Raw genomic sequence first — 14,801 nt, forward strand, 5'->3', positions numbered from 1 at the left:
GATAACAAGTACGTTGTGATTAATCGACACTTAGGCGGCGAGCGCGGCGACCGCGGCGCGGAGTGCGGCGGCCGCGGTCCGCACGTCGTCGGTCCGGACGTACTCCCTGTCGGCGTGCGCGACCGCACCCTCGTCGTCGGCGAGGTGGCCGGGTCCGAAGACGACGACGGGCGCGGGAGAGAAGTAGGAGGCCTCGGTCGCGGCCGTAAAGGGCCGAACGTCCGCCCGGCCGCCGGCGTCTCGGGAGGCCGCGGCGAGCGTCGTCACGAGTTCGTGGTCGGGGTCGGTCGCGAACGCTTCGAGGAACGGCGTCGGGCGCTCCGTGAGCGCGAAGTCGATGCTCACGTCGTCGGACACGCCGTCCGACACCGCGGCCCGGAGCGTCGACCGGAGCTCCTCGCGGAAGCTGTCTGCCGTCTCCGGCGGGACGCTCCGGCGGTCGACCACGAGGCGGCAGTCGGCTGGCACCTGATTCGAGTTCGCGCCGCCGTCGACCATCGTCGGCGTCAGCGTCGCCGGGCCGAGTTCGGGGTGGACCTCGCGGTCGTCGTCGAACGACCGGAGGGCGTCGAGCACCGGCGCGAGCGCGTCCACGGCGTTGACGCCCGATTGGGGTTCCGCGGCGTGCGCGGCGACGCCCGACAGCGACACCGTCCCCTCGAACCGGCCTTTCGCGGCCGTACACACGTCGAGGCCGGTCGGCTCACCGACGATGTACATATCGCCGTCGAGGTCGAGGGCGGCCGCGCCCGTCGAGAGGAGTTCTTCGTCGGGCGTGACGGCCAGCGTGACTCGGCTGTCGGGGCCGGGATCGACGGCGAAAAACGCCGACAGCAGGGCCGCGAGCGGCCCCTTCGCGTCACAGGAGCCGCGGCCGCGGATGACGCCCTCGTCGCGTTCGTACGGGACGTGCGGCGAGACGGTGTCGATGTGCGTGTTGAGGACGAGGTGCGTCGCCGGCTCCGCCGCTCCCTTCGAGGCGACGGTGTTGCCGGCGTCGTCCACGGTGGGGGAAACGCCCTCGGCTTCGAGCGTCTCGACCAGCAGGTCGCGCATCTCGCCCACGTCGTCGTTCGACGCGACGGGGACGGCCCGTTCGAGGAACGCCACGGGGTCGAACCCGCCGGCGTCGCCGCTCATCGCTCGCGGAAGACGATATCGGCTTCGCCGTCGCCCTCGTAGACGGCCGGGCCGCCGAGGAGCGCCGCGCCCTCGTCGGGGACGGTCACGGAGAGCGCGCCGCCCGGCGGGGTGACGGTCACGGGGTCGTCGCCGGAGACGCGCCCGAGGCGCTTCGCGGCCGCGACGACCGCGACCGCGCCGGTGCCGCAGGACTGCGTCTCGCCTTCGACGCCGCGCTCGAAGGTGCGCTGGCGGAAGCCGCCCTCGCCGTCGGGCGAGGCGAGCGTGACGTTCGCGCCCTCGGGGAACACCGGCGCGTGGCGGACCGCCGGCGCGACGGATTCGAGGTCCACCTCGTCCACGTCGTCGACGAAGGCGACGGCGTGGGGGACGCCCGTGTTAACGGCCGTGACGGTCAAGCCCTCGACTTCGGCCTCGACGAGTTCGTCGTCGGCCGAAAGCGGTACGTCGCGGGGCGCGAACGAGGGCGCGCCCATCTCGACGGTCACGTCGGTGCCGTCGAGGCTCGCGCGGCGGGTGCCGGCGGGCGTGTCTATCATGACCTCGTCGGTGCCGGTTCGCTCGGCGGCCCACGCGGCCGCGACGCGAGCGCCGTTGCCGCACATGGCGGCGACGGAGCCGTCGGGCTGGACGAGCGTCATGACGACCCGCGGCGGGTCGTAACGCGATTCGAGCGCGAGAAACAGGACGCCGTCTGCGCCGCGTCGCTCGCTTTCGCTCAGGGTGATTCCGGCCTCGCGGTCGCAGTGGGTGCGGGCGAAGGCGGGGCGGTCCGGGACGGGGTCGTCTGCGTCGACGACGAAGAAGTCGTTTCCAGTGCCGTGGAACTTTTCGAAGGGAACGGTGTTGAGTACGCTCATGGTTCTGTGTGGGTGCTTGGTCAGTTGGGGATGTGCTCGGATGCGGTTCGTTCGAGTGCGGTGACGTCGTCGAGGGTCTCGCGCCGGCGGGCCAGTCGGGGGCCGTCGGCGTCGAGGACGACTTCCGGGGGGCGCGGTCGAGAGTTGTAGGTGCTCGCCATCTCGTAGCCGTACGCCCCCGCGTTGCCGAGCGCGAGACAGTCGCCGCGCTCGGGTTCGGGGAGGTCGCGGCCGTCCGCGAACACGTCGCTCGTCTCGCAGACGGGGCCCGCGACGATGGTCGAAACCGGGTCGGCGTCGGGCCGAGAGAGATTCGAAATCGCGTGGTACGCGTCGTACATCGCCGGTCGGAGCAAGGTCGTCATACCGGCGTCGATGCCGACGACGGTCGCCTCGGGGGCCTCTTTCACGGTGTTGACTTCCGAGAGCAGCACGCCCGCGTCGGCGACGACGTAGCGACCGGGTTCGATTGCGAGTCGCGCGCCCACCTCGCCGAGCGCCTCGCGGGTCGCGTCGGCGACGGCGGCGAGGTCGAGCGGCGGTTCGTCCTCGCGGTACGGGACGCCGAAGCCGCCGCCCACGTCCACGAATTCGAGGCCGCCGACCTCGCGGGCGAGGTCGCCCATCCGGCGGACCAACTCGCGGTGCGCCGAGAGGTCGTCGCCGGAGATACCGCTTCCCGCGTGGGCGTGGACGCCGACGAGGTCGAACTCCTCGCGCACGTCGGCGGCGAGGTCGGGGACGCGGTCGATGGGGATGCCGAACTTCGCGTGGCCGCCGGTCGTGACCTTCTCGTGGTGCCCCGCGCCGACGCCGGGGTTCGCCCGGAGGCAGAGGCGGCCGTCGAAGCCGCGCTCGCGCAGGCGGTCGATGGTGTCCGCCGCGCCGACCGTGACGGTCATCTCGGGGTTCGACTCCCAGCGCGAGACGACGTGGTCGAGGTCGGCGTCCGGCGGGTTGACCGCCGTGTAGCGGACGCGCTCGCCGGGAAAGCCCGCGTCGAGGGCGCGCTCGACTTCGCCCGCGGAGGCGCACTCGGCGTCGACGCCGGCCTCGCGGACGGTTTCGAGGACCGCCCGGCCGGCGTGGGCCTTGACGGCGTAGCTGACGTGCGCCTCGGGGAACGCCTCGCGGAGCCGGTGACAGTTCTCGCGGACGCGACGGAGGTCGGTCACGTACAGCGGCGAGCCGAACTCGTCGGCGAGCGACAGCAGGTGCTCGCGGTCCCAGTCGGAAAGCCGCCGGACGGCCGGCCCGCCGCCGCTCATTCGCGCAGCGCCTCCTCCCGACGGGTCGCGTCGAGGGTGTCGTCCTCGATGTCGAGGGCGACGACCGCGGGCTTGTACGCGCCGCCGGCAAAGAGGTCGTGGTCACCGAGCGACGACTCCACGAAGCGCGTGAAGGCGCGGCGGTTCGCGGGCAGGTGGCCGTAGTAAATCTCCTCGTCGACGAGGTCGTAGACGGGGATGCGGGGCGTCAGAAGCGTGTTCTCGCCGACGATGGAGTTCTCGCCGACGACGAAGCCGGAGGTGACGCGACAGCCCGCGCCGAGCGCCGCGCCGTCTTCGACGACGACCGGGGCGTCCTCGACGGGTTCGAGCACGCCGCCGATGAGCGTGTTCGCGCCGAGCTTGACGTTCGCGCCGATCTGCGCGCAGGAGCCGACGGTGTCGCAGGAGTCCACGAGCGTGCCGTCGTCGACGTGCGCGCCGACGTTCACGAACGAGGGGCTCATCATGATGCAGTCGGAGCCGAGGTACGCGCCGCGGCGGATGGCGGTGCCGTCCGGGGTGTTGCGCGTGCCGCGCTCCCCGAGGTCCTCGGTGTCGCGGAGGGGGAGCACGTCGTGGTAGCGAACGTCGCCGTACTCGCGGGCGAGCGTCTCGCGCAGGCCGAAGTTGAGCAGGATGCCCCGCTTGACCCACTCGTTGGCCTCCCACGAGGTCACGTCGGAGCCGGTCTTCTCGGCGGCGCGCACCTCGCCCGCTTCGAGGGCGTCGAGGAACGCGTCGAGCGTGTCGAGTTCGTCGACGGTCGCAGACGCGGCGTCGATGTCGCCGTCGTCGTATCGCTGCCACAGGTCTCGTACGTCGGATTCCAGATTCATTCGAGTACCTCGGTGAAGTCGTACCACCCGGCGTCGCGACCGGAGAGCCACGCCGCGGCGTCGAGTGCGCCAGCGGCGAACACTCCCCGCGACCCCGCGCGGTGCGTGAGTGAAAGAGACTCGTGATTTCCAGCCAGTAATACCTCGTGCTCACCGGCAATATCCCCCGCCCGACGAGCGTGGACGCCCACCTCGCCTTCGGACCGGGGCGCTTCGCCCTCGCGGCCGTGGACGCGCTCGGACTCGCCGCGTACATCGTCGATGTCGTCGAGGAGGGTCAGCGCCGTCCCGCTCGGGGCGTCGCGCTTGGCGTTGTGGTGCGTCTCCGTGAGTTCGATGTCGTAGCCGTCGAGCGCCGGAACCGCCTCGCGGACGGCCCGGCGGAGCGCCGCGATGCCGCGCGAGAAGTTCGAGGCGTACAGCACCGGTGCCTCCGATGCGGCCTCGCGGAGCGCGTCGAAGCCGCCCTCGCTCAGGCCGGTCGTGCCCGTGACGAAGGCGACGCCCGCCGCCGCGCAGGCCGACGCGTACTCGATGCAGGACGCCGGGCCGGTGAAGTCGACCACGGCGTCTGGCTGGTGCGAGGCGAGCAGGTCGGCAAAGTCGGCCGCGTCCTCGACGGCGACTCCTTCGACCTCGTCGCCGGGCGAGCGACTGACCGCGAAGGCGACAGAGAGGTCGTCGCGGTCGGCGGCCGCGGCGAGGACTTCCCCGCCCATGCGCCCGGTCGCGCCGGTGACGCCGACGGAGACCGTCACTCGCCCGCACCCCCGTCCGGAATCGCCTGTTCGGCTTCGAGGTCCGACAGCAGGCGGCGCAGTTCCTCCGCGTTCTCCTCGGTGAGTCGGGTGAGCGGCGGGCGCAGGCGCGCCGGGCCGTAGCCCCGAATCTCCATGGCCTCCTTGACCGGGATGGGGTTCGTCTCGGAGAACAGGTGGCGGTTCAGCGGCGCGAGGTCGTGGTGGATGTCGCGGGCGCGCTCGTAGTCGCCTTGGAGCGCCGAGTGGACCATCGCGCCGACGCGCGCCGGTTCGACGTTCGCCGTGACCGAGATGGCGCCGACGCCGCCGACAGAGAGCGTCGGGAGCGTGAGCGCGTCGTCGCCCGACAGCACCGCGAACTGCTCGTCGCGGGTCCGCTCGACGACCTCCGAAATCTGGCCGAGGTCGCCGCTTGCAGCCTTGTAGCCGGTGATGTTCGGGTGCTCTGCGAGCGTCGCGGCCGTCTCGGGCAGGATGTTGCTCCCGGTGCGGCCCGGGACGTTGTAGACGATTTGCGGCAGGTCGATTTCGTCGGCGATGGTCCGGTAGTGGTCGACGAGCCCGGCCTGCTCGGGCTTGTTGTAGTACGGCGAGATGAGAAGCAGCGCGTCGGCCCCGGCGTCGGCGGAGCGCCGGGAGAGTTCGAGCGCCTCGCGGGTCGAGTTCGACCCGGAGCCGGCGATGACGGGCACCTCCTCGACGGCCTCGACGGCGGCTTCGACGACCTCGACGTGTTCGTCGTGAGTGAGCGTCGCGGACTCGCCGGTCGAGCCGACGGGCACGACGCCGTCGACGCCGGCTTCTTCGAGGCGTCGCACGTCGGCCTGGAACTGTTCGAAGTCGATACTGCCGTCCTCGTGGAACGGCGTGGTCATCGCGGGATAGACGCCGCGGAAGTCGAATGATGTCATGTGTCGTTGGTGGATGTGGTGACGGTCGCGGGAGCGTTGATACGGTCGTGTGACCGGAACGTGCGTCAGCCGAAGGCCGCCCGAGACGGGGTCGCTACTCCCGCAACGAGCGATTCAGTACGCACGTTTTTTCGAAAAGAAAGCGGCACGCGACGCTGTCGAGGGTGTGGTGACCTGCGAGGGCCGCGTCGCGTCGTTCACACCGGATGCAGGTGCTGGAAACGTAATATAACTTGCGCCGTCTGCAGGACCTGCCGGACCCGACGGGCGGGCTGAGGCACGATTCGCGGCGCTCTCCGTCCGGTTTCCGGCCGCGACGGTGGACGCCCGTCCGCCGCACCCCCGTCTCCCCGGACGGTTATTAGCCCGCGCCGCCCAAGCGTCGTACGAATGACTGAGATTCACCCCGACCAACGCGTCGCCATCCTCGCAGACGCGCAGAACCTCTACCACACGGCACAGAGCCTCTACTCGCGGAACATCGACTACTCGTCGCTCCTCCAGAAGGGGACGGCGGGCCGCGCGCTCACCCGCGCCATCGCCTACGTCATCCGGGCGGATTCGCCCGACGAGGTGAGCTTTTTCGATGCACTCGTCGACATCGGTTTCGAGACGAAAATCAAGGATATCAAGACGTTCGGTGACGGCTCGAAGAAGGCCGACTGGGACCTCGGCATCGCGCTCGACGCGGTCAGCCTCGCCGACCACGTGGACACGGTCGTCCTCTGTTCGGGCGACGGCGACTTCGAACGACTCTGTACGCACCTCCGCCACGAGGGCGTCCGCGTCGAGGTGATGGCGTTCAAGGAGTCCACCGCCGAGGAACTCGTCGCGGCGGCGGACGCGTTCATCGACCTCTCGGAGCGAAAAGAGACGTTCCTGCTGTAATCTCCGCCGACTACTCGAACTGCGGAATCGCCGCGTCCCCGTCGATGTCGGGACCGGCCGTCCCGGTCGGTCCGTCGGTCCCCGCGTCGTGAGCCTCGAAGAAGGCGACCGCGTAGGTGTACTGGAACGCCGCGAGAATCGTCTGCGTCGCTATCGAGAGGACGGCGATAGCGGCGATTTCCATCGGCGCGAAGCCGACCCCGGCCTGCGCTGCCGCCGGGTTCGCCGCGTCCTGGACCTGCTGGACGCTCTGGAACGACACAAAGAGGATGACGCCCGTGGCGGGGATGCTGACGACGAGGCCGACGACGAACCGGATGACGGAGTAGCCGAGCGTGGGGACGACGTTGTGCCGGACGAGCCGATAGCTCTCGCCGAACGACTCGATGGGGCCCTTGTCGCCGACGACGACCGCGACCGGGTAGAACTGAATGAGGAAGCTGACGACGAGGTACACCAGTCCGAGGAGGCCCAGGACGGCGATGCCGACCAGGAAGCCGCCGCCGAGGGCGAGATTGGAGACATCGCCACCGCTGGCTGCGAGACCGCCGAGACCGAGCGAGACGGCCACGGCGACCACGATGATGACGAACACGATGCCGAAGGCGAGGACGATGCCGAGTTGGACGAAGTTCGCCAGGAGCACCGAGACGTACTTCTCGCGGCCGACGGCCGTGAGCGTCGACAGCGAGGTCGAGCCACCGCCCCCGCGGCCGACCGCCTCGTCGGCCATGCCGTAGAGACCGGCGGCGACGAACGGCGTGACGAAGAACGTCGCCGCCATGAGGATGGTCGGAACGAACGGTATCTGCGCCAACTGCGTGGCGAGTTGCGGGAGCGTGACGAGGCCCAAGGCGAGACTGCCGAGGAACAACACCGGGTTCGACCGGATGCCTCGGAGGGCGGTCTGGAGGGAGCTAATCGCGGCCATAGTTCGACCTGTCGATGCGACAATACGTAAAACGGGGGGTCGAGACGCCGGCGTGGTCGGGGTCGTATCCGGGCCCGCGGGTGGGAACTCAGGCCGTCGGCGTCGCCAATCGGGCCACGGTGGCGACCGCGCCGAGCGCCGCGATGGCGGCGAGCACCGTCGGGAGCCGCCAGTCGAGCGCCGTCTGCGTGAGAAGCACACTGCTCGCGAGCAGCAGCGCGGTCCCCACGGCGGCGAGTCGAACGTCCACAGACATACTCCGAGGGGGGTCTGTCCCGTACTTAGGACTTTCCGTCTCGAACGTGCGTGCTAACCCGGTGCACGCGGCCGGCCGGGACCGCGACCCACTTTAGCCGGCGGGGCGAACGGCGGGGTATGACCGAAGGCCACGCGACCGATTTGGACGACCTCCGGGTCGTCGCCGACTACCAGTTCGGGGCCGGCGCGGGCGACGCGCTGTTCCCCGCCGACGCGGACATCGAACTCTCGCGCTCGCGGAGCGGCCGCCCGCGACAGGTGTACGTCGAGGGCGACCGCGTCACCTCCTACGGCACGGACGGCCGGTTCACCCTCGGCGTCGCCGGCGGCCGCCGCCTCTACGACGCCCTCGACGGCGACGCCTACGTCGTCCGCGTCGGCGACGAGTCGGTGCCGTTCGTCCGCGACGGCAAGAACGCCTTCGCCAAGTTCGTCACCGCCGCCGACCCGGCGGTTCGCTCGGGCGACGAGGTGTGCGTCGTCGGCCCCGACGGCGACCTGCTGGGCGTCGGTCGCGCGGAACTCTCCGCGGATGCGATGCTCGACTTCCAGGCGGGGATGGCGGTTCGCGTCCGCGAGGGCGCGGACGAGGAGTAGCGGAGAAGTCGGGGGAGACTCGGGCGGTACGCCGCTGTTGGGATTGAGGGGTGGGAGAGATGGCGTGCGAGACGTAGAGAGAGTTCAGCACGACAAAGAGGCATCTACCCACAGACAACGTTCTAAACCTCTCCAGTTGGGGTCCGTATCAACCACCGTCTTAGCGTACTGATTTCGCCCAAATCGGTTCAATAATGTTACTTGATTGGGGCGTCGTTGTTTTCTATGGCTTCTGGGCGCTACCCCCGTATCACGGTTACTGAAGGACCTCAACCCAGCAAGAAACCCTTCCAGCTCAGTATGGAGAAGCTGCGCGATTTCTCATCCGATGCACCTGCTCAGATTCGGGGTTCATTTGAGAATCGTTCCTCCGAAGAGCAAACGGTTGGCTTCGGCGCAATCCAGCCGTACTCCAGTATTTGGAGTGAAGGCCAAGGATGGCTTGTTCTCATTCCGAGTGACCGTCAGGTACAGAAACACGCCTTCGGAACAGACGAACAGATTATCCCGGACCGCCCGGTCGAGAGGTGCTGGCAGACGAATCTTGTTCACTTCGTTCTTCCTGACGTGCTTAGATGGCAGTCACTCGATGCGGGGGAGTGCATTCAGACCGAATACACTGTACTGCATTACCCGGAGCGGGAAATATTGGAGGCCACGATGGACAAGTGGGTGAGTAACCGACCCGAAGATATAGGTTGTCTTCCCGCAGGGGAACACCGCTTTACCGAGTCATGTGTGCCGAAAGTTAGAGCGGACACGACATGGGAAGCGTTTGAGTGGAGCTATACACTCACGATTGAAGAATAGCTCTCCATCTGCCGACTCGGACGACCGAAGCCCGGCAAGTTACCATGACCGATTCGCGCTCTATCCAGCACAGCCGCAACAAATAATCACCGGACGAGAACTTCGACGAAGCCGCGCTTCAGAGGTACGGCGCGAGTCCGAGCGCGGAGACGAGCGGGACGCCCGCGACGACCGAGCCGACGAGGTACCCGCCGATTGCGCCGCCGTTGAGAAGCGGCAGGCCGGCGTGCGCCCGCCCCTTCATCACGGCCCACATCAGCCCGGAGAACCCGGCGAACGTCCCGACCATGGCGAGGAGCGCCGGGAGGTTCAGCGCCGGGAGCGCGCCGACGCCGAGCGACGGCGCTTCGGAGAAGAACGCGCCCGAGGCGACCATCACAGTCGGCATGACCGCGTCGCCGAGGCCGATGAAGAAGGCGTCTCGCTCGCCGGACTCGGAGTCCTCGGCGTCGTCATTGGCGTCATTGGCCGTCTCAGTTTCCGTATTGGCATCGGCCGTCTCCGCCGGTTCGCCCCCGTCGGTCGCGTTCTCGCCGTCGCCGACTTCGTTGGCGTCGCGGGCGAACTCGTCGTCGAGAATCGAGTACGACAGCGTCGTCGGGATGACGAGCACGACCGGGATGCGGAGGTCCATCACGCCCTCCGCGAGGTCGAGCATGTGCTTGGTCTTGTAGACGCTGATGGCGTCGTAGACGGCGAGGACCGAGAGGAGCACGATGGCGGGCAACAGGCCGAAGCTGATACCGAACAGGGCGGCCGCGCCCGCGCCCATGAGCACCCCCGCGGCGTCGATAACGTACCACTCGGGGTAGACGAGCAGCGCGAGCGCGACGGCCGCCGAGAGGGCGATGGCGACCAGTCCGTTGGGGACGAGCGCGGCGAAGACGTACCACGCGAGCAGGCCGCTCGTGAAGACGATGACGAGGCGGATGAGCTGGTCGAGGTCGTACTTGAACGCCGCGAGCATGAACGCGGTCATGGCGATAATCGCGCCGATGTAGAGCAGGCTGTTCGTCGGGTCCGAGGGGTCTTCGACCGTCTGGTACCCCTGTTCGAAGAACGTCGGCACGAGGGCGAGCGCACCCACCTGCACGACGAGGAAGATGAGGGCGGCGAGGGCGACCCCCCGATAGGCGCGGCGTGACATAGCGGGGCGTTCCCACCCGAGGAGTATGGGGGTTGCGCTCTGGCGTCGTCAGCGAGCGTAGAGCTTGCTGCCGACGAGGCGGGCGGGTGAGCCGCTGTCGGCCGTGACCGCGACGTAAGGGCGGTCGACCGGGCCGAACACGTCCACGATGCGACCCACCGTCGACAGCGATTCGTCGAGGACCATCGTGCCGATGTCCGGCGTGTCGTCGTCGTCGAGGCGGACGATGGCGAGGCCCTGCGCCGTCCGGGAGACCGTGCCGATTCGCCGCATCAGTCGCGGAGGATTCCGACGTAGGCGGCGACCGCCTGCACGATGTCGTTTTTCGTGGCGTCGTCGGCGTTGTTCACGAGGACGCGCCCGCGGGTTTCGAACTCGCGGGAGTACCGTTTGTCCCGTTCGATGACGGCGTCGTAGCCGACCTGCTGGACGGCCTTCGCAATCTCGTCGACGGTCGGCGCTTCGACCGCCGCGGACCGGGCGACCCGCCGACCCTCGCTGCGCGAGAGAGAGGCGTCGAGGTAGGCGGGGTAGATGACGTTCTCGACCATACTCGTGTGTCTGCCACCCGACGGTAATACGGTTGTGGTCTCAGGGAGCCGAGCGCGTGCGGCGGAGAAACGGAGCCGGCGTGGGTGGCTGTATGGTTATCGGCGGCGCGCGAGCAGGGCGACCGCGCCGATGGCGGCGAGGCCGGCGACGACGCCGAACCCGGGCGCATCGCTTTCTGTCGTGGACTCCGACGACTCGGTTGTCGTGGTTGCCTCGGTGGCGTCGGTTGCAGTCGCGTCCGCGGTCGCGGTCGTCTCGGTCGCGGACTCGGTTTCGAGCTGCCGGTAGCGCTCGTAGGCGTCGGGGTGGACCGCTTCGAGAATCGCCTCGCTCGCCTCGATGGCTCGCGGGGCGGGCTGTTGGAGCTTGTGCGCCTCGATGACGATGACGTTGCCTTCCTGCATCGCCGTCGTGCTGTTGTACGCCGGGCTGCTCGGAACCGGCGCGTGGTCGGGGACGACGATGTACTCGGGGTTCATCTCGACGACGAGCTCCTCGTTAATCTGGGCGAAGCCGGTGATGTTCGCCTCCGCCGCGCCGTTGCGCAGCCCCGCGGTCGTCATGATGTCGGAGATGAACGTGCCCGACCCGGAGGAGTAGCCGAAGAAGGAGTTGAGGCCGACCGGGCGCTCCGCGCCGTCGAGGGCTTGCTCCATGTTCGCCATCGAGTCGCGCATCTCCGCGGCGCGCTCGACGCCGGCCTCGCAGTTGCCCGTCATGCGGCCGACACGTTCGGTCTTGTTGGCGACGGCGGCGAGCGACTCGCCGGACTCGAAGACGACGACCGAGATGTCCGCCGAGCGAAGCTGTTCGATGCGGTCGGGTTCGGCGTTGTACGAGGAGTTCGGGACCAACACGAGGTCGGGTTCGAGACCGATGACGGCCTCGACGTTGAGGCCGCCGGAGCCGGAGACGTTCCCCTTGTCGGCCGCGCCGTCGAGGTACGTGGCGTACTGCGAGACGCCGACGACCTCGTCGCGCGCGCCGAGTTCCCACATGGTCTGGGCGGCGCTCGGGTTGGTCGTGACGATCCGCTCCGGGTCGTCGGTAATCGTGACTTCGGTCCCCGTCGCGTCGGTGACGGTCACCGGGAACGTACAGGCCGCGGTCTGCTGCGGTGCCGCCTGACCTACCGCGGCCGCAGCCGGTGCCGGAATCCCGGCGAGAACGGTCGCGAACGCGAGCAGGGCGACGACGAGTTGTCGGTTCACGGTAGTGGCCTCAGCGGCTGTTCAATAAATATTTACCTACTGAAAGCGCGGTTGTGCCCAATGAGCGTTCGAACGCGGGCGACCACGTGGTCGCTCGGCCTCGCCGGGCTCCTGTTTTTCGTCGTCGTCGTGAGCGCCGGCATCGGGGCCGTGACCATCCCGCCTCGGACCGTCGCCGCCATCCTCGCGGACGCGGTTTCCGTCCCCGTCGGCGTCTCGCTCGGCGGCGCGACGGCACTCCCCGTCGTCGGGTCGGTTCCGACGCCGACGCTGGAGTTCGTCTCGCCGTTCGAGTTTGCCGTCCCCAGACCCGCCCGTATCATCGTGCTCTCAGTCCGCCTGCCTCGTATCCTCCTCGCGGCGCTCGTCGGCTTCGCGCTCGCGGCGGCGGGAACCGTGATGCAGGGCTTTTTCCGCAACCCGATGGCCGACCCCTCAATCGTCGGCGTCTCCTCCGGGGCCGCCGTCGGCGCGGTGGCGACTATCGTGCTGTCGCTTTCGATTCCGTTCGGGCTGGAGGGCGCGGCCTTCGTCAGCGCCGTCGTCACCGCTTTCGTCGTCTACCTGCTCGCCAGCGAGGACGGCCGAACCCCGGTTGCGACCCTGCTTCTCGCGGGCGTCGCCATCCAGACGTTTCTCGGCGCGGTCATCTCGTTTCTCCTCCTCCAGAGCGGCGAGAGCCTCCGACAGGTCGTCTTCTGGCTCATGGGCCACCTCGCGGGCGCGACGTGGAGCGAGGTCGGGATGCTCTCCCTCGTCCTGCCGCTCCCGTTTTTCCTCCTCGTCGTCCACGCCCGCGACCTGAACGTCCTGCTGCTCGGGGAGGAGGACGCCCACGCCCTCGGCATCGAAGTCGAGCGGACGAAACAGCTGCTTCTCGCCACCGCGAGCGTCGTCACCGCCGCGGCCGTCTCGGTCTCCGGCGTCATCGGCTTCGTCGGCCTCGTCGTCCCCCATATGCTCCGGCTCCTCGTCGGTCCCGACCACCGGGTGTTGCTCCCGGCGTCGGCGCTGGCCGGCGCGTCGTTCCTCGTCGCCACCGACACCGTCGCCCGCTCGGGCGGCGCGGAGATTCCGGTCGGCGTCGTCACCGCCGCCGTGGGCGCGCCCTTCTTCCTCTACCTGCTCCGCACGCGGGAGGTGCACTCGCCGTGAGCGACCCCAACCGCGCCGGCGACGCGGACGCCCCCGGTTCGGACTCCCCCGGGGTCGACGCTCCCGACGACCCCTTCAGCGACGCCGAGCCGGCGATTCGGCTCGACGGCGTCTCGCTCTCGCTCGGAAACACCCGGATTCTCGACTCCGTCTCGGTCGACGTGGGCGAAGGAACCTTCGTCGGACTCATCGGCCCCAACGGCGCGGGGAAGACGACGTTGCTTCGGACGCTCAACGGCGCGCTCGCGCCCGACGAGGGGTCGGTTCGCGTCGTCGGGGAAGATGTCCACGCCCTGTCGTCGAAGGCGGCGAGCAGGCTCGTGGCGACGGTCCCGCAGACCACGAGCGTCACCTTCGACTTCCCCGTCCGCGAGGTCGTCAGAATGGGCCGCACGCCCCACCGCGGGCGCTTCGAGGGCTGGCGCGAGCGCGACGCCGCCGCCGTCGAGTCCGCCATGCGCCGGACCGCCGTCGAGTCGCTCGCCGACCGCCCCGTCACGGAAGTCAGCGGCGGCGAGCGCCAGCGCGTCCTCATCGCCCGCGCGCTGGCGCAGGAGACGCCCGTGTTGCTCCTCGACGAACCGACCGCCAGCCTCGACATCAACCACCAGGTCCGCACGCTCGAACTCGTCTCCGACCTCGTCGCGGACGGCACGACCGCGGTCGCGGCCATCCACGACCTCAACCTCGCGGCCCACTACTGCGACGCGCTGGTGCTCCTGTCGGGCGGGCGCATCCTTGCGGCGGGCGACCCCGAGACGGTGCTCACCGAGGGGAACCTCCGGGAGGCGTTCGACGCCGAGGCGGTCGTCTCGCGGCACCCCGTCACCGGTTCCGTCTACGTGACCGCCCTCCCGCCGTCGTCGGACGACGCCAACGGCCGGGTCCACGTCGTCGGCGGGGGCGGCACCGGCGCGCGGGCGCTCCACCTGCTGTCGGCGGCCGGCTACGCGCTGTCCGCCGGCGCGCTCAACGAGGGCGATACCGACGCCGAGGCGGCCCGCCGGGTCGGCGCGGACCTCGTGACCGTGCCGCCGTACTCGCCGGTCGACGACGCGGCGCGGGCCGCGGTCGAATCCCGAGTCGACGCCGCCGACGTGACCGTCGTCGCCGACGTGGAGGTCGGAGACGGCAATCTCGCCAACCTCGAAGCGGCGGCCGAGGCCGACCGGCTCGTCCTCGTCGAACAGCGACCGTTCTCGGAGCGGAACTACGCCGGCGACGACGGCTTCGCGGTCTACGAGCGCCTGCGGGAGCGCGGCCGCGTCGTCGAACCGGGCGACCTCCTGTCGGCCGTCGGCGAACTCGCCTGCGACGCGTTCGCAGCGCGCGACGACGGCGCGACCGGCGACGCCGACCGCGAGACGGGAGCGACCGCCGACGAGTCCGGCGCGACCGACGCCGAATCGACCGACTCCGACGCTGTCAGCGACGAGAGAGTGTCGGACTTATTTTCCAGTTAAACTGTCG

At 69.4% G+C, this 14,801-nt stretch carries 17 protein-coding genes; 5 read left to right on the forward strand and 12 right to left on the reverse strand.

Annotation, left to right across the window (positions count from 1 at the left end; all coding sequences use genetic code 11):
* Nucleotides 1-30: 30 nt before the first annotated feature.
* From C458_RS04745 to dapA, 6 genes are read right to left on the reverse strand one after another with little or no spacing between them, the layout of a single operon-like run.
* Nucleotides 31-1,140 (reverse strand): M20 family metallopeptidase, encoded by a 1,110-nt coding sequence (locus C458_RS04745; RefSeq protein WP_008573665.1) that lies wholly within the window; start codon nt 1,138-1,140, stop codon nt 31-33.
* On the reverse strand, nt 1,137-2,003 hold the full coding sequence (dapF, locus tag C458_RS04750) for a diaminopimelate epimerase (RefSeq protein WP_008573666.1): 867 nt from the start codon (nt 2,001-2,003) through the stop codon (nt 1,137-1,139). The genes C458_RS04745 and dapF overlap by 4 nt, the downstream gene beginning before the upstream one ends.
* A 20-nt stretch (nt 2,004-2,023) precedes the next feature.
* A complete protein-coding gene (lysA, locus tag C458_RS04755; RefSeq protein ID WP_008573668.1) occupies nt 2,024-3,271 on the reverse strand; it encodes a diaminopimelate decarboxylase in 1,248 nt (415 codons plus the stop codon).
* Nucleotides 3,268-4,110, reverse strand: coding sequence for a 2,3,4,5-tetrahydropyridine-2,6-dicarboxylate N-succinyltransferase (locus C458_RS04760; RefSeq protein ID WP_008573670.1), 843 nt, complete (start codon nt 4,108-4,110; stop codon nt 3,268-3,270). Before C458_RS04760 ends, lysA begins: the two co-directional genes overlap by 4 nt.
* Nucleotides 4,107-4,868 carry a 4-hydroxy-tetrahydrodipicolinate reductase gene (dapB, locus tag C458_RS04765; protein WP_008573672.1) on the reverse strand — a complete coding sequence of 254 codons (762 nt, stop codon included), beginning with the start codon at nt 4,866-4,868 and terminating at the stop codon, nt 4,107-4,109. The genes C458_RS04760 and dapB overlap by 4 nt, the downstream gene beginning before the upstream one ends.
* Entirely contained in the window at nt 4,865-5,782 is a 918-nt protein-coding gene (gene dapA / locus C458_RS04770) for a 4-hydroxy-tetrahydrodipicolinate synthase (RefSeq protein WP_008573674.1), read from the reverse strand. Before dapA ends, dapB begins: the two co-directional genes overlap by 4 nt.
* Before the next feature lie 390 nt (nt 5,783-6,172).
* Here dapA and C458_RS04775 point away from each other — a divergent pair, with 390 nt between their 5' ends.
* Nucleotides 6,173-6,670 (forward strand): NYN domain-containing protein, encoded by a 498-nt coding sequence (locus C458_RS04775; RefSeq protein WP_008573676.1) that lies wholly within the window; start codon nt 6,173-6,175, stop codon nt 6,668-6,670.
* A gap of 10 nt (nt 6,671-6,680) precedes the next feature.
* Here the strand turns inward: C458_RS04775 and C458_RS04780 are convergent, their stop codons facing one another.
* Both C458_RS04780 and C458_RS18225 read right to left on the reverse strand, forming a co-directional pair.
* Complete coding sequence (locus tag C458_RS04780) at nt 6,681-7,601, reverse strand: hypothetical protein (RefSeq protein WP_008573678.1); 921 nt, start codon at nt 7,599-7,601, stop codon at nt 6,681-6,683.
* 88 nt (nt 7,602-7,689) lie between these two features.
* Entirely contained in the window at nt 7,690-7,857 is a 168-nt protein-coding gene (locus C458_RS18225) for a hypothetical protein (RefSeq protein WP_008579182.1), read from the reverse strand.
* A 119-nt stretch (nt 7,858-7,976) separates the two neighbouring features.
* On the opposite strand from C458_RS18225, the gene C458_RS04785 reads away from it, so the two are divergent.
* Together C458_RS04785 and C458_RS17790 are read left to right on the forward strand one after the other, a co-directional pair.
* The gene (locus tag C458_RS04785; protein WP_008573682.1) at nt 7,977-8,456 is read left to right on the forward strand and encodes a PUA domain-containing protein; all 480 of its coding nucleotides are present in this window, start codon (nt 7,977-7,979) and stop codon (nt 8,454-8,456) included.
* A 300-nt stretch (nt 8,457-8,756) separates the two neighbouring features.
* Nucleotides 8,757-9,266 (forward strand): hypothetical protein, encoded by a 510-nt coding sequence (locus tag C458_RS17790; protein WP_239638772.1) that lies wholly within the window; start codon nt 8,757-8,759, stop codon nt 9,264-9,266.
* A gap of 118 nt (nt 9,267-9,384) precedes the next feature.
* Here C458_RS17790 and C458_RS04790 read toward each other — a convergent pair whose 3' ends face one another.
* The 4 genes from C458_RS04790 to C458_RS04805 form a co-directional block, all read right to left on the reverse strand.
* On the reverse strand, nt 9,385-10,413 hold the full coding sequence (locus C458_RS04790) for a presenilin family intramembrane aspartyl protease PSH (protein ID WP_008573683.1): 1,029 nt from the start codon (nt 10,411-10,413) through the stop codon (nt 9,385-9,387).
* A gap of 48 nt (nt 10,414-10,461) precedes the next feature.
* On the reverse strand, nt 10,462-10,686 hold the full coding sequence (locus tag C458_RS04795; protein WP_004043829.1) for an H/ACA ribonucleoprotein complex subunit GAR1: 225 nt from the start codon (nt 10,684-10,686) through the stop codon (nt 10,462-10,464).
* On the reverse strand, nt 10,686-10,964 hold the full coding sequence (gene srp19 / locus C458_RS04800; protein WP_008573686.1) for a signal recognition particle subunit SRP19: 279 nt from the start codon (nt 10,962-10,964) through the stop codon (nt 10,686-10,688). The genes C458_RS04795 and srp19 overlap by 1 nt, the downstream gene beginning before the upstream one ends.
* Before the next feature lie 96 nt (nt 10,965-11,060).
* Nucleotides 11,061-12,176 carry a PGF-CTERM-anchored ABC transporter substrate-binding protein gene (locus tag C458_RS04805; protein ID WP_008573688.1) on the reverse strand — a complete coding sequence of 372 codons (1,116 nt, stop codon included), beginning with the start codon at nt 12,174-12,176 and terminating at the stop codon, nt 11,061-11,063.
* 60 nt (nt 12,177-12,236) lie between these two features.
* Between C458_RS04805 and btuC the strand changes: the two genes are divergently transcribed.
* Complete coding sequence (gene btuC, locus C458_RS04810; RefSeq protein ID WP_008573689.1) at nt 12,237-13,331, forward strand: vitamin B12 ABC transporter permease BtuC; 1,095 nt, start codon at nt 12,237-12,239, stop codon at nt 13,329-13,331.
* On the forward strand, nt 13,328-14,794 hold the full coding sequence (locus tag C458_RS04815) for a heme ABC transporter ATP-binding protein (RefSeq protein WP_008573691.1): 1,467 nt from the start codon (nt 13,328-13,330) through the stop codon (nt 14,792-14,794). Before btuC ends, C458_RS04815 begins: the two co-directional genes overlap by 4 nt.
* Nucleotides 14,795-14,801 lie beyond the last annotated feature (7 nt).

It is taken from the genome of Haloferax sp. ATCC BAA-644 (assembly GCF_000336975.1).
Taxonomy (GTDB): Archaea; Halobacteriota; Halobacteria; order Halobacteriales; family Haloferacaceae; genus Haloferax; species Haloferax volcanii.

What these genes read in the sequence shown, in the direction of transcription:
- C458_RS04745 (WP_008573665.1), bottom strand. Translation starts at nt 1,140, where the DNA reads ATGAGCGGCGACGCCGGCGGGTTCGACCCCGTGGCGTTCCTCGAACGG.
- dapF (WP_008573666.1), bottom strand. Translation starts at nt 2,003, where the DNA reads ATGAGCGTACTCAACACCGTTCCCTTCGAAAAGTTCCACGGCACTGGA.
- lysA (WP_008573668.1), bottom strand. Translation starts at nt 3,271, where the DNA reads ATGAGCGGCGGCGGGCCGGCCGTCCGGCGGCTTTCCGACTGGGACCGC.
- C458_RS04760 (WP_008573670.1), bottom strand. Translation starts at nt 4,110, where the DNA reads ATGAATCTGGAATCCGACGTACGAGACCTGTGGCAGCGATACGACGAC.
- dapA (WP_008573674.1), bottom strand. Translation starts at nt 5,782, where the DNA reads ATGACATCATTCGACTTCCGCGGCGTCTATCCCGCGATGACCACGCCG.
- C458_RS04775 (WP_008573676.1), top strand. Translation starts at nt 6,173, where the DNA reads ATGACTGAGATTCACCCCGACCAACGCGTCGCCATCCTCGCAGACGCG.
- C458_RS04780 (WP_008573678.1), bottom strand. Translation starts at nt 7,601, where the DNA reads ATGGCCGCGATTAGCTCCCTCCAGACCGCCCTCCGAGGCATCCGGTCG.
- C458_RS18225 (WP_008579182.1), bottom strand. Translation starts at nt 7,857, where the DNA reads ATGTCTGTGGACGTTCGACTCGCCGCCGTGGGGACCGCGCTGCTGCTC.
- C458_RS04785 (WP_008573682.1), top strand. Translation starts at nt 7,977, where the DNA reads ATGACCGAAGGCCACGCGACCGATTTGGACGACCTCCGGGTCGTCGCC.
- C458_RS17790 (WP_239638772.1), top strand. Translation starts at nt 8,757, where the DNA reads ATGGAGAAGCTGCGCGATTTCTCATCCGATGCACCTGCTCAGATTCGG.
- C458_RS04790 (WP_008573683.1), bottom strand. Translation starts at nt 10,413, where the DNA reads ATGTCACGCCGCGCCTATCGGGGGGTCGCCCTCGCCGCCCTCATCTTC.
- C458_RS04795 (WP_004043829.1), bottom strand. Translation starts at nt 10,686, where the DNA reads ATGCGGCGAATCGGCACGGTCTCCCGGACGGCGCAGGGCCTCGCCATC.
- srp19 (WP_008573686.1), bottom strand. Translation starts at nt 10,964, where the DNA reads ATGGTCGAGAACGTCATCTACCCCGCCTACCTCGACGCCTCTCTCTCG.
- btuC (WP_008573689.1), top strand. Translation starts at nt 12,237, where the DNA reads ATGAGCGTTCGAACGCGGGCGACCACGTGGTCGCTCGGCCTCGCCGGG.